The organism is Calothrix anomala FACHB-343 (genome assembly GCF_014696435.1).
Lineage (GTDB): Bacteria > Cyanobacteriota > Cyanobacteriia > Cyanobacteriales > Nostocaceae > Aulosira > Aulosira anomala_A.
In genome coordinates, this window is sequence record NZ_JACJQG010000015.1 from 20,872 (window position 1) to 33,872 (window position 13,001).

Here is a 13,001-nt window from a genome sequence, read left to right on the forward strand (position 1 = left end):
ATTGATCGCGATAATAATCGGCGTTGCTAAATAAAATAATTCAAAGTTTATGCATAGGAGCAATTGATGCAACGCCTAAAAATTTCCCATCTAGTTAGCGTACTTGAACTTGATAAGTACCTTTAACTGTTTCTTTAGCTGCTACAGATGAGCCAAATTTCCAACGGATATGAGTGTAAGCGGTTGCTGGTGCTGGACGAGTTTCTTGTTTACCATTAGCAAGGGTGACTTTGATTGTTGGTTCTTCAACAAAGCTACGTCCGCCATCAATGCTGTAGGTGATTTTTGCACCTTGTTTATCGTTGACGGTAGCAGATTTTAGTACATACACCATTCCTTGGGGAATTGGTTGATTGATGGTGAGGTTCTTGACGGCTTTATCGCCATTATTACCACCTGTGACTGTATAACGCAGTACATCGCCTGGTTGGACAACAACTTTACCTTGCAAAGCTTGCCATGTAACTGTTTGTTTACCTTGGCTATCTTGTTGCACTAGTTTTTTTTCTGCTTCTAAGCGCAACTGAATTTGTGATTTTGTGGCATTTTGCGCGATCGCACTACTGGGCTGCCACAATGGTGTTAATACTAGTGAATGTGTAACAAAGGGTGCTACTGCAACGAGAGCAACTGCGCCAATAGTAGCCAGAGAAAAACCTTTCATAGATAATACCTGCTTTAATTTCAAAAATTCTGATTTCAACTGATATATAGGTTGGGTTGATGTAAATAAACCCAACCTACAGTTTCTTGTTAGTTCACCTTCCGTTGGAAAGTAAAGGTTCTTTGCACGCCAGGAGCAATTTGAACATTGATACTATTCACATACTTGGTAACGTCAGTATCCTGTGTAGTACCTGTTTGATCTCCAGTAGAAGCAGTACCAGCCGCACCTTTGAAATAAGTAATTGTGGCGCTGGCGGGAACAGAATCAACAGCAGAACCAACAATGTTACTGGTATCAATGATTCCGTTGATATCATTATCTAAAGCCCAATTACTGTTAGTGCCTAAAATGCCACTTTCAGTAATTACCAAACTGTTGACATTGAGAACAACGTTATTACTAGATGTACCGCTCACATTATCTTCACTAGCAATATTCTTGTAACGAATTTGATACTCGATAATGTTACCAGGCGCTGGAGTTCTGGGTACATCAGTAACACTAGTATTAGGATCGTAACCATTTGCAGCAGGTGTACTTTCAAAATCACCTTGACTAGCACCCACCGCAGGGCCTGTTCCTTGTAAAATTCGCGAGAATTTCACCAATTTCAGGAAGCCAGTATATACACGGTCAATGGTGATATTAGTCATTTCACCAGCGTCTAAAGTTTTGTCACTATCAGCATCAACAAAGGCTGTAATGGGTACTGAGTAACCTTTTTCTGTATCTGTAGATAGTGGAGTTGTTGTTGGTAAGTCAACAGATACAGTGTAATTAGTTATACTATTAGCAGCAACAGTCAATGTCACAGATGTACCGCTAGTTAGAGTAAAACTACCAGTACCAGAACTGTCATAAGTATATGTTGCTGTATTCGATGCATTATTAGGATCGGTAATCGTTACTGTTGTACCTGTACGTAAATCTGTGGCTGTTGCTGGTGGTGTGGGTACTAAGACAATGGAAGCGGAAGAACTACCGCCATTCTGAACAGTGTTAGTAAAACTAACTACTGATGGATCGATAGTATTACCGGGTTTTGTATTGGCAGGAACAGCAGAAGACTTGTTGGTAAAGTCTGTATTATTATCGTTGGTAGGGCCTAAAGCTCCTGGTTGACCGTTAGGGCCATTGAGCAAGCTAGATGTATTAATTGTCAAAACATTGGCTTCACCAAGAGGCCCGCTACCATCGTTACCATTGTTAGTAGGTTCTGAGCCTGTGTTGGTTAAATCTGTAGAATCGTCGATATAACCGTCTTCTACATCACCAGCCGCTATAGTATCGGGAACACCGTCACCATTGCTATCAGTTCCCGGAAAGGTTGATGTACCAGGATTATAGTTACTGGGGTTATTGTCGCCTGATTCATCATATACTGGTAAATTATTACCATCCGTGCTACCAAACAATTGGGCGATGTTCGCAACAGTTAGAGGTGCTGTAGCCGTTGATTTAACTTTGACTTTGATGGAGAAGCCTGTAATATCTGTTCCATTAGCTGGAAGAGAAGTAATAGCATTTGTGTTGATGAAACCTACACGGGTGACATCTGCTACTGTATCACTAGCTTGTAACGCTCCACTATTAAAGCGTTTCCATTGGGCTGCGTTAGCATCTGTAGTTACAAGACTGGTAGTATAAACAGGTTCCCAATTTGCATTAGGTGCTGTAGGTACTGTACTTAAGTCTAATTCTGTTCCTGCAGGAATAGCATCAGAAATCAAAATTCGACTTTCCGATGGCACACTGTCTACACTAATTGGACTTCCCTTTAATGCAGAAGGTGTAATATTCTTGCCTGTAGGATCGCTATTTTCAACTTTTAAACTCAATCCGTAGGTAATAGTGTCATCGGTGATAACACTTGGGGTACTATTGTTGCTATAGTTGGTCTGAGTTTTCTTTAAGGTTGCTAAAGCATAATTTTTAGTACCAATAGTCTCCGTTTGTTTTGCGGATGCTTCTTTTTCTCCGCCTACGGGTACGCCATCTACATCATTCGTATCGCTATCATCTAAATCTTTGGTGCTAAGTTCTTCAGCAGGTGTGCTAACACTGGAAGGTTGGTTTTGAGTGTTAGGATCGGGTGTATTACCTAATTTTACTTCAATCGTTGTACCTGGTGTGGCAGCAGGATTAATAGTTACGGGTACACGAACTAATACAGTACCTACATCAACTGTAGTTGAGCCTATCTTTACACCTGGAGTATGAACTGGAACTGGATCATTTGTAACTGGGACACTGGTAGCGGAAATCCAGGTTTGACCACCATCTATACTATATTCTATAGTTCCGACTGTACCTGCACCTGCTGTAGATTGTGTCAGCGTGACTGCAGTAGGAATATTAAATTTGGTAGGATCGTTACCAACGTTGATAACTGCAAATTTGTAAGTTAACACGTCACCTACTTGGGGTGACGTACCAGCGGTGCTATCTTCTATACCAGCAGGTGTCACGCTAATACCTGTAACTTCTGCTACGGTGACGGTAACAGTGTTGGATGTAGAATTTATCGGTACATTTGGATTATTAGGATCTTCGTAAGTAGCAGTCGCGGTGTTGCTGATTGACTGTCCTGCTGCGGTTCCTTCTGCTAAGACTGGCGCAACAAACTGGAAAACTCCATTGCTTAATAATGCTGTTGCAACAAGCGCGCGAGAGAAATGGGAAGAATGTTTGATAAATCTCTGTTTTTTTGGCATGATGGAAGTGTATATATTCAATCAAAACTAGTCCTGCGATCGCACGCAGGATTTCTTTTTTGCAATGCAGTGAGAAATTGCGCAGTAAAAATAACCTAAAGCTGTTGGCTTTAGGAATGCATAATTGAGGGATTAATTATTGATTAACCTCAAATTTTATGACAGCAGATATACACAAATATTTTGCCCATAGTCATGAGTGCTGTGTTTGGGTATATCAACAATTGCACTCATACATCACCGGAAAATATTTGTATATTTTGTTTATGGTAACTAAAAATATACATTGTATAACTTGAATAATCTTCAGTAGAAACAATGATATTTTTTTTTGGAATAATAGAAATACGCCAAAAGATGCTATTTCTATTGATTGAAGGCAAATTTATCTTTTATGGAGATAATTACCTTATTGATGTCATATTAAGCCGGAAAAATGAAGAAAATCTGAGTATGTTTAGTTAACAATAGCTGTAGATATTTAGTTGGAAAATTTAATAAATATAAATAAAAAATAAATATTAAATCATGAAAATGAGGAAAATCTGAAGATAGGCAAAAGTTGCGCTAAATTCGGTTATGTAACAGGTTATTGACTGCACATTATTGTGATGAGGTTTGCAGGATTACGGAAATTACGGTGAAAGACCACAAATATGGAGGTAGAAAGGGGGATATTCTTGGTGATAATTCCTAGTCCCCCATGAAGATGCAAGTAATTCTAGATGCGATCGCTCGCTGTAACTCAAGATTAAATAGGTAAGCGATTAATATCTTTATTATGGCCAATTACTACCATCGCTGTACCCCTTTCTAAGCGCTTATTCGGTTCGGGATTAATGAGAAATTTACCATCATGACTCACAGCTAATAAATTCAACCCATAGCGATTACGCAGTTGCAATTCGGTGATAGTTTTACCATGAAATTCATCAGGAACAATCACTTCTACAATACTATTATCGGGGTCGAGGTCAAACCGCTCTAATATTGATGGTTTGGTGAGGGTGCGTGCTAAAGCACAACCTGCTTCGTATTCTGGAAATACTACATGATCTGCTCCCACTCGTTTTAATAATTTGCGATGAACTTCACTAGAAGCTTTAGCTACGACATGGGGAACGCCGCCTTCTTTGACATTTAATGTGGTAATGATACTTTCTTGAATATAGTTACCAATAGCGACAATAACAGTATCAAATTCAAAAATTCCGGCTTCTTTGAGCGCTGCAGATTCTGTAGAATCTAGTTGTAAAGCATGACCAACTATCTGCTCTGTTAATGCTTCGGAGACGCGCTTTTCATCGACATCTGTAGCTAGGACATCGTAACCTAATCTATGCAGTGTAGAACAGACAGAGCGACCAAAACGACCTAAACCAATCACTGCAAATTGATGGTTATCTTTACGTAAACTGCGAAAAAAGCTTAATGCTGACAGGTTCACAAGTTTTATCCTTAAATAGCGCTCCCTGGGTTTAGGGCAAAAAATTACACTGATAGCCAAAAATATCTGAAAAATATTTTGGTCTATCAGTGTAAATTTTATCAGGTTATTTCTGAGGTGTTATGGGGATTTATCAATGGCGAGATTGATTTTAATTATCCCACTAACAAGTTTTCTTCGGGGTAGTGAATGCGGGTAGGGCGCGGATCGCCAAGGATAGCAGACATCAACAGGAGAACGCCAACCCGGCCGACGTACATAGTAAGAATTAATATCAGTTTAGCTGCTGTGGAGACTGTTCCTGTAATTCCGGTTGACAGACCAACTGTAGCAAAGGCTGATACTACTTCAAAGAGAATTTGGATAAAATCCAATTTGGGATCGGTGAGGGAAATTAAAACTGTAGATAAAATCACCATGCCTACAGAACCAACTAACACGCCAACAGCTTTTAAAATGAGGTTGATTGCTATTTTGCGTTCATATAACAATACCTCTTCTTTACCTTGGAGAATTGATTGAGTACAACTGGTAAGGATTCTCAATGTTGTAGTTTTTATCCCGCCACCTGTACCGCCAGGACTAGCACCAATAAACATCAATGCAATGGTGATAAATAAACCAGCAGTGGTCATTTTACCAATATCAATTGTGTTAAATCCTGCGGTTCTTGGTGTCACAGATTGAAACCAAGCTAATAAAAACTGATCGCGTAAACTCATTCCGCCAAAGGTTTGAGGATTTCTAAACTCGATAGATAGAAAGGCGATCGTCCCAATAAACAGAAGTAATAATGTGGTGCTAGTTGCCACTTTAAAATCTAGGGATAAGATTTGACAGGCTGTTTTTTTTAAGAAGCGATCGCGTAACCACAGGTACATTTCTAAAATTACCTGATAACCAATTCCCCCAAAGATAATTAATATGGTGACTGTGAAGACTACCAGGGCAGATGATTGATAACCAATTAAATTATCTTTGAACAGGCTAAATCCAGCATTATTCCAAGAATTAACACTATGAAAAATTGCTAGCCACAATCCTTTATCCCAACCATAATTGGGGACAAATGCTGGTAGTAATAAAAACACTCCAGTAATTTCAAAAATTAGAGTAGTAGCAATAATTGAGCGAATTACTTGAGTGCTACCACTAATTCCCGTTCGGTCTAAGGCTTGTTGAATAGCGATTTTGTCTCGCAAGTCAAATTTGCGTCCAATCAGCAAAATCAAAAAGGTGGTGGTAGTCATGTAGCCTAAACCGCCAATCTGAACTAACATCGCTATAAAAACCTGACCCCAAAAAGAAAAATGGGTACCAGGATCGACTACCGATAAACCAGTTACACAAACTGCGGATGTTGAGGTAAATAGGGCGACAATTGGGTCATTCCACTGACCGCTAGCAGTTGAAAAAGGCAGCATCAGTAGGAGAGTTCCTACAGCGATGACAGCTAAAAAGCCTAAACAAATTGTACGGGCAACAGTCATACCGGGGTAAGATTCATAAATTTTAGTAAGGGGGTATATGCAAGGGGTTTAACCTAGCAAAAATCAAAAACACCCTTATTCAATTAAAAACACACATGGTAGCCTACGAATATGTTGATTTAAATTCTGTTTCGTCTTAACACTGCTTACTTCATGAGTGCAACAATTTACCAACAAATTCAGCAGTTTTACGATTCCTCCTCCGGTCTTTGGGAAGACATTTGGGGCGAACACATGCACCACGGCTACTACGGGCCGAATGGTACGCATAAAAAAGACCGTCGTCAGGCGCAAATTGATTTAATTGAAGAATTGCTAAATTGGGCAGAGGTAGAAACGGCGACAAACATTTTAGATGTAGGTTGTGGGATTGGTGGTAGTTCTCTATACCTGGCTGAGAAGTTTCAAGCTAGGGCTACAGGAATTACTCTCAGCCCCGTACAAGCCGCTAGAGCCACTGAACGGGCACAAGAGTTAAATTTGAGCGATCGCAGTCAGTTTCTCGTGGCTAATGCCCTAGAAATGCCCTTTGCAGACAATAGTTTTGACTTGGTGTGGTCGTTGGAAAGTGGCGAACACATGCCGGATAAAACCAAGTTTCTGCAAGAGTGCTACCGAGTACTCAAACCGGGCGGTAAGTTAATTATGGTGACTTGGTGTCATCGCCCGATTGACAATTCGCCGTTGACTGCTGATGAACAAAAACATTTGCAGGAAATTTACCGGGTGTATTGTTTACCTTATGTAATTTCCTTACCAGAGTATAAAGCGATCGCGGATCAACTCCCCCTACAAAATATCCGCACGGCTGATTGGTCAATGGCTGTTGCGCCATTTTGGGATTTTGTCATTGATTCGGCGTTTACTCCTCAGGCGATTTGGGGTTTATTAACTGCTGGTTGGACAACGATTGTCGGGGCGCTGTCACTAGGTTTAATGCGTAGCGGTTATCAACGCGGGTTGATTCGGTTTGGGTTGTTGTGTGGGAATAAATAATGAATCTGTTTTCTGGACAAAAGGCTTTTGGGGTGTGGGGTCGCTGGCTTTATGCTTTTTGGCAGTTTTCCCGCCCACACACAATTATTGGTACCAGTTTAAGTGTCTTTGCTTTGTATTTAATTGCGATCGCTGCTGGTAATAATGGTAATTTTTCCTTCACACATATTTTCGGAGCTTGGCTGGCTTGTTTCTGTGGCAATGTTTATATTGTGGGGCTGAATCAACTGGAAGATATTGAGATTGACAAGATTAATAAGCCACATCTTCCTTTAGCTTCCGGGGCTTTTTCGATTACCCAAGGCAAATTAATTGTCGCGATTACTGGCATTTTCGCATTAGTAATTGCTTTGTTTAACGGCCCTTTTTTATTCGGAATGGTAGCGATTAGTTTAGCTATTGGTACGGCTTATTCTTTACCACCAATGCGCTTAAAACGCTTTCCTTTTTGGGCAGCTGTTTGTATTTTTTCTGTACGGGGAACGATTGTTAATTTAGGCTTGTTTTTGCATTTTAGCTGGTTGTTACAGCAAAACCAATCGATTCCCGGCACAGTCTGGGTGCTGACGGTGTTTATTTTGGTGTTTACATTTGCGATCGCTATTTTTAAAGATATCCCCGATATGGAGGGCGATCGCTTATACAATATCACTACCTTGACTATTCAACTAGGGCCGAAAGCAGTCTTTAATTTGGCGCTTTGGGTATTGACTACTTGCTATTTAGGGATGATTTTAGTCGGTGTGTTACGTTTAGCTGAAGTTAACCCGGTTTTCTTAGTCATTACCCATTTAGTAGTGCTGTGCTTGATGTGGGTACGCAGTTTAGCTGTAGAGGTACAAGAAAAACGAGCAATTACCCAATTCTACCAATTCATCTGGAAACTGTTTTTCATTGAGTATTTGATTTTCCCTATCGCCTGTCTTTTGGCTTAGAAAAATGCAAGAAACCTTTCACGTAACTGATGTTTTGGCAATTGTTGCAGTAGTTTCTAGTATCGCTTTCCTGATTTATTTTGCTGTCAAAACTTTGCTGACTTCTAATTTATTTCAAAAGGGTGTCAATCTTTATCAACAGCAAGATTATCAAGGTGCAGAAGCGGCTTTTCGCCAAGTTATGGCCCAGAATTCTACTAATGATATGGTACGCTTGCTGTTAGGAGATGTTTTAAGAGAGCAAGGTAACATTGCAGAAGCGAAAGCATGTTATGAAGATGCAATTAGTCACAGTCCGAAAAATCCTCAAGGTTACTTGCGGTTAGCTAATGTGCTAATGCAACAAGAACAGCGCCAAGCAGCGATAGATAATCTGCAACAAGCGAAAGAGTTATTACAGAAGCAGCGTCAACCAGAAAAGGCTGAAAAAATTACTCAGCTTTTAGCCAAGATGAACGCGAAATTAAAGTAATAATATTCGCTGATAAAAACCCGCAACTCGTAGGGGCGGGGTTACCCCGCCCCTACAATTTGGCATAATTTATTTTTTGGAGTTCCCTTAGTATTTGTGCTAATTAACGAATTATTGAGAATTGCTATAAAAATTAATATTTAATTAAATAAATCAAAATATCTTCTATTGATATTGTAGAAAAAATTAAATTATGAAATGATTTGCAGATTACTCAGGTCAGCTTAACTAAAGATATAGGTATATTAGCAACTATGCTCAAAATTCAAACTCTGCTACCTGCGGCGATTATTAGTTTATGTTTGACTCAGGCTAATGTTGCTTGGGCGACAAATGCTAGCCTAGATTCTCCAAAATTAGTGAATTTATCTCAAGTAGGAAGGGCGGAAAATAAAAAAGCGATCGCTAGTTTTGAACAGGGGATTAATCTCTATACACAAGGCGATTTAAAAGGCGCTGAAGCGGCTTTTCGGAAAGCGATTGAAATTGAACCTAACTATGCACAGGCTTATATTGGTTTAGGGAATACCCTTGACGATCAAGGTAAACCCCAAGAAGCGATCGCGAGTTATCGTCAAGCAATTAGTATTAATCCTAAAGATCCTGATGCATACTTGCATTTGGGGTTGACTTTTACAAGGCTTAATCGCCTAGATGATGCGATTGCAGAATATCAAAAGGCGATCGCTATTTCGCCCACAAATGCCGAAGCTCATTATAAATTAGGTAATGCTTTATACTATCAAGATAAATTAGCCGCAGCGATAGTTGAGTTTGAGACGGTGATTCGCCTAGAACCCAAAAGTCCGCTAGGGTATACGGCTTTAGGTAATGCTTTGTACGATCAAGGTAAAATTCCAGAAGCGATCGCTCATTATCAAACGGCGATTAAACTTGAACCTAAGTATCCTGAAGCTCACTATCGCTTAGGAATTGCTTATTACGAACAAGGTAAATTAGACGCGGCTATTAGTGAATATACGGAAACTATTCGCCTAGAACCGAACTATGCGCCAACTTACGCAAGATTGGGTAATGCTTTATACGCTCAAGGGAAAGCAGAAGAAGCGATCGCACAATACAAAAAAGCCATTAGCCTCAATCCTAAATATACACCTGCTCGCTATTATTTAGGTAGTGCGTACCAAGATTTAGGTAAGCTGGAAGCAGCGATAGAAGAGTATCAAGCAGCGATTCGCCTAGAACCGCAACAGCCTTTAGGATATAACTTATTAGGAAATGTGCTGTACGCTCAAGGTAAAACTGAAGCTGCGATCGCGCAATACAAAAAAGCTATCAGTCTCGATCCTAAGTATGCAGAAGCTCACTATGATTTAGCTAGAGCTTTATATGAGGGGGGTAAATTACCAGAAGCTGCTGCGGAATATACAGAAACCATTCGCCTAGAACCCAATCATAGCCGAGCTTATACAGGTTTGGGCAATACTTTGGATGATTTAGGTAAACCCCAAGAAGCGATCGCGCAATATAAAAAAGCTATTAGTTTAGATCCTAACTCTGCGTTCGCTTATTATAATTTGGGCGTCACTCTCAGCAGACAACAGCAACGAGATGAAGCCGTTGTTCATCTCAATAAAGCTAAAGCATTGTTTCAAGCGCAGGAAAACAAAGAAATGGTTGAGCGCGTTGAACAGTTACTTCAAAAAATCAATTCGCAAATAAATTAAGCAACGATTAACAAGTAAAAAGTAATACCAATTTAATATGAAGTTGCATATATCTAGATCCCCCTAAATCCACGCCACTTGCTTCAAGTCGGGAAACCCGCCCAACGCAGTGGCTCCCCTTAAAAAGGGGGACTTTGATTCTTTTCCCCCCTTTTTAAGGGGGGTAGGGGGGATCAATAAGTATGAAGATACAGCCAAAAACTTTTCAAACATCCTCTTATACCAATTCAAAATTCAAAATTCAAAATTACAGCAGTTTTCACCTAATTGAACCACATCTGTCGTAGTCGTAGGGGCACGGCACCAGTAAAATTATTGTATGTACCAAAAGATTATCGATGCCGTGCCCCTACTTTCTTTTGCCTTTTAACTTTTTACTTTTGCCTTGTTTGGTATCAACCCAGCAGTTTACCCACTATGATCGCAACCAGAGACAACCTCACCCCAGACGATTACTTTGCTTGGGAAGCTACCCAACTGGAAAAACACGAATACATCGATGGTAAAGTTTACGCCATGAGCGGCGGTAGCGTCAATCACGGTCGTATTGCCAAATCTTTGAATTAGAGAATGGGGAATGAAACAAAAGCATGACAAGTTGGGAAAGTACGATCGCACTTTTCAACGATTTAAGTTAACAGCATTTGGCGATCGCATTCAATCAGCTTGAAGGCGAAACCCAAGGAAGTTATCAGGCTGTTAATACCTGCTTTGCTGCGACTTCCATCAGTTTCTCGCTGCTATCTCGTCCTTGTTTTAGTTTTGCTTCTAGGGTATCGCAGAGTGACATCAGGCGATCGCATTTCTCTACAATGCGTTTTTGTTCTGCGAGGGGGGAAGGGGAACCGGGATGCTTTCACATCTACTTTTATTGAGGTAAGAAATGGTAGTAGATGTGGCAGTAGATTCTAAAAAATTTGTTTGGCTTTTGATGACGTAGGCAATATATTCAGGACATAGCCCCTTCGGAATGACGAAACCATGAATTTGCTGGTTAGTAACTACATCTTGTTCAATAACTGCAACCAACCCAAAACGCCCGACACAACTCATTAGTACACTACCTTGCGGAATAATACGAGCGTTATATTCGATAATTTCTTCTTTTGATAAACCTAAACCTGAGTGATTATTAAGTAGCTTTATACCCTTATCATCAAAGTTAGATAAAGTAATCCAAGGAAATTCGCCAGAAAAGGATCTTGGTTTATCTCGATTAGGAACAACTGAGCCGCAAATAACACCAATCCTAGTTAAAACCCATTGGTTTGGAATTTTATAAGGAATATCATTTAAATTAATAGGTGTCAGCTTATCTGATTTTAAGAAGACTTTATTTTGAATCATCTGCTGTTTTTCAGCTTGAATTTTCTCCAACAAAATTGTTGCAGGCTCATCATTTGGATTTTGCCGCACAAGTTTACCACGCACAGCCAATTGCAAAATTATTTCACGCAGCTTTATAACTGCATTTGGCGCATCAGTCAACAATTCAAAATTTTGAAAAAATGTATCTACTTTCATTTAAACGGATTCACAATTTGTAATTGACTATCTACCACTAACCCATCCTCGCGCATTTCTCACAAGCAGTAGGGGCGGGTTCACAGATATGCTCAATCATTGACGATAATATCGCTAAACCCGCCCCTACAGACTCTTGCACATCTACCGCGATATCTAAATGTAGCATCCCATCTTTATCTACATAAGAGTTGATTTTGATACTTTGCATAGTTTAATTACCTTCATTGCCATAATGTAGGGGCGGGTTCACAAATATGCCCAATGATTGACGATGATATCGCTAAACCCGCCCCGATATTCATGCATGATACATGATTATTAACAATTAAAATTAATTTGGTTAACCTGCCCATATATATGTGAACAACACCTTAATACATCATTACCATTTAGATGGATTATTTGGATGTAATTCATCCTGTTCCCAGTACAAAGGATTATTAATTATATATTCACGAATATTTTGTAATGCTTCTTCATTGCGAATAATACGTTCATAATAGTTACGCTGCCAAACGGGTATACCTTTTGAATCTCTTAACTGATTAATACGACGAGCCGAAGAAGTTTTAAAACTTTGTACAATTTCTGATAATGGTTTACTGCCTGATTCTTTTAATTCAATTATTCCATGTATGTGGTTAGGCATAATTACAAATTCATCTAACTGTACATTACTAAATTTATTAGCCATAAAATTCCAGTTATATTGAACCACTTGGCCATAACGACTTAATTCAATATACGTAGGGGCAGGTTCATTGATATCATCGTTAATATTGGATAATCTTTGCGAACCTGCCCCTAACACTTCTCCTAATAAACATTCACGTTGCCAAATACAAAGGGTTATAAAATACATCCCTGTCTGTGTATAATCATAACCTGGCAACCTGATTGATCTACGATGATGTTTATCGGGATTATATTTCATAATTTATCTTATTGATTTATTTTTATAAATTGTGGTTTTCGGGGCGGGTTTACCCGAATCATCGTGAATAATTGAGGATATCCGTGAACCCGCCCCTACCCGAATTGTCGTGAATAATTGAGGATATCATC

The 13,001-nt window shown here is 39.6% G+C and carries 12 protein-coding genes; 5 read left to right on the forward strand and 7 right to left on the reverse strand.

Features of this window, described 5'->3' with window-relative positions; genetic code table 11:
* Positions 1–94: 94 nt before the first annotated feature.
* From H6G08_RS10660 to H6G08_RS10675, 4 genes are all read right to left on the reverse strand, one after another.
* Complete coding sequence (locus H6G08_RS10660; protein WP_190541495.1) at positions 95–664, reverse strand: DUF11 domain-containing protein; 570 nt, start codon at positions 662–664, stop codon at positions 95–97.
* A gap of 89 nt (positions 665–753) precedes the next feature.
* Positions 754–3,381, reverse strand: a complete 2,628-nt coding sequence (locus H6G08_RS10665) for a beta strand repeat-containing protein (protein WP_190541499.1) — start codon at positions 3,379–3,381, stop codon at positions 754–756.
* A 751-nt stretch (positions 3,382–4,132) separates the two neighbouring features.
* On the reverse strand, positions 4,133–4,828 hold the full coding sequence (locus H6G08_RS10670; protein ID WP_190541502.1) for a potassium channel family protein: 696 nt from the start codon (positions 4,826–4,828) through the stop codon (positions 4,133–4,135).
* Positions 4,829–4,983: 155 nt separating this feature from the next.
* Positions 4,984–6,318: a TrkH family potassium uptake protein gene (locus H6G08_RS10675; protein ID WP_190541505.1), complete on the reverse strand. Its 1,335-nt coding sequence runs from the start codon at positions 6,316–6,318 to the stop codon at positions 4,984–4,986.
* Between the two features lie 153 nt (positions 6,319–6,471).
* Here H6G08_RS10675 and H6G08_RS10680 point away from each other — a divergent pair, with 153 nt between their 5' ends.
* From H6G08_RS10680 to H6G08_RS10700, 5 genes are all read left to right on the forward strand, one after another.
* Complete coding sequence (locus tag H6G08_RS10680; protein ID WP_190541508.1) at positions 6,472–7,314, forward strand: methyltransferase domain-containing protein; 843 nt, start codon at positions 6,472–6,474, stop codon at positions 7,312–7,314.
* Positions 7,314–8,249: a homogentisate phytyltransferase gene (locus H6G08_RS10685; RefSeq protein WP_190541512.1), complete on the forward strand. Its 936-nt coding sequence runs from the start codon at positions 7,314–7,316 to the stop codon at positions 8,247–8,249. Before H6G08_RS10680 ends, H6G08_RS10685 begins: the two co-directional genes overlap by 1 nt.
* Before the next feature lie 4 nt (positions 8,250–8,253).
* On the forward strand, positions 8,254–8,721 hold the full coding sequence (locus tag H6G08_RS10690) for a tetratricopeptide repeat protein (protein WP_190541515.1): 468 nt from the start codon (positions 8,254–8,256) through the stop codon (positions 8,719–8,721).
* A 203-nt stretch (positions 8,722–8,924) separates the two neighbouring features.
* A complete protein-coding gene (locus H6G08_RS10695) occupies positions 8,925–10,409 on the forward strand; it encodes a tetratricopeptide repeat protein (RefSeq protein WP_190541518.1) in 1,485 nt (494 codons plus the stop codon).
* A gap of 417 nt (positions 10,410–10,826) precedes the next feature.
* The gene (locus H6G08_RS10700; protein ID WP_199322491.1) at positions 10,827–10,976 is read left to right on the forward strand and encodes a Uma2 family endonuclease; all 150 of its coding nucleotides are present in this window, start codon (positions 10,827–10,829) and stop codon (positions 10,974–10,976) included.
* A gap of 240 nt (positions 10,977–11,216) precedes the next feature.
* Here H6G08_RS10700 and H6G08_RS10705 read toward each other — a convergent pair whose 3' ends face one another.
* The 3 genes from H6G08_RS10705 to H6G08_RS10715 all read right to left on the reverse strand — a co-directional run bounded on the left by H6G08_RS10705 (position 11,217) and on the right by H6G08_RS10715 (position 12,870).
* Positions 11,217–11,933: a restriction endonuclease subunit S gene (locus H6G08_RS10705; protein WP_190541521.1), complete on the reverse strand. Its 717-nt coding sequence runs from the start codon at positions 11,931–11,933 to the stop codon at positions 11,217–11,219.
* Between the two features lie 37 nt (positions 11,934–11,970).
* A complete protein-coding gene (locus tag H6G08_RS10710) occupies positions 11,971–12,144 on the reverse strand; it encodes a hypothetical protein (RefSeq protein WP_190541524.1) in 174 nt (57 codons plus the stop codon).
* A 174-nt stretch (positions 12,145–12,318) separates the two neighbouring features.
* The gene (locus tag H6G08_RS10715; protein ID WP_190541526.1) at positions 12,319–12,870 is read right to left on the reverse strand and encodes a transposase; all 552 of its coding nucleotides are present in this window, start codon (positions 12,868–12,870) and stop codon (positions 12,319–12,321) included.
* Positions 12,871–13,001 lie beyond the last annotated feature (131 nt).

Coding starts and splice junctions, on each gene's coding strand:
- H6G08_RS10715 (WP_190541526.1), bottom strand. CDS start 12,870: ATGAAATATAATCCCGATAAACATCATCGTAGATCAATCAGGTTGCCA.
- H6G08_RS10660 (WP_190541495.1), bottom strand. CDS start 664: ATGAAAGGTTTTTCTCTGGCTACTATTGGCGCAGTTGCTCTCGTTGCA.
- H6G08_RS10700 (WP_199322491.1), top strand. CDS start 10,827: ATGATCGCAACCAGAGACAACCTCACCCCAGACGATTACTTTGCTTGG.
- H6G08_RS10685 (WP_190541512.1), top strand. CDS start 7,314: ATGAATCTGTTTTCTGGACAAAAGGCTTTTGGGGTGTGGGGTCGCTGG.
- H6G08_RS10680 (WP_190541508.1), top strand. CDS start 6,472: ATGAGTGCAACAATTTACCAACAAATTCAGCAGTTTTACGATTCCTCC.
- H6G08_RS10665 (WP_190541499.1), bottom strand. CDS start 3,381: ATGCCAAAAAAACAGAGATTTATCAAACATTCTTCCCATTTCTCTCGC.
- H6G08_RS10675 (WP_190541505.1), bottom strand. CDS start 6,318: ATGACTGTTGCCCGTACAATTTGTTTAGGCTTTTTAGCTGTCATCGCT.
- H6G08_RS10705 (WP_190541521.1), bottom strand. CDS start 11,933: ATGAAAGTAGATACATTTTTTCAAAATTTTGAATTGTTGACTGATGCG.
- H6G08_RS10690 (WP_190541515.1), top strand. CDS start 8,254: ATGCAAGAAACCTTTCACGTAACTGATGTTTTGGCAATTGTTGCAGTA.
- H6G08_RS10710 (WP_190541524.1), bottom strand. CDS start 12,144: ATGCAAAGTATCAAAATCAACTCTTATGTAGATAAAGATGGGATGCTA.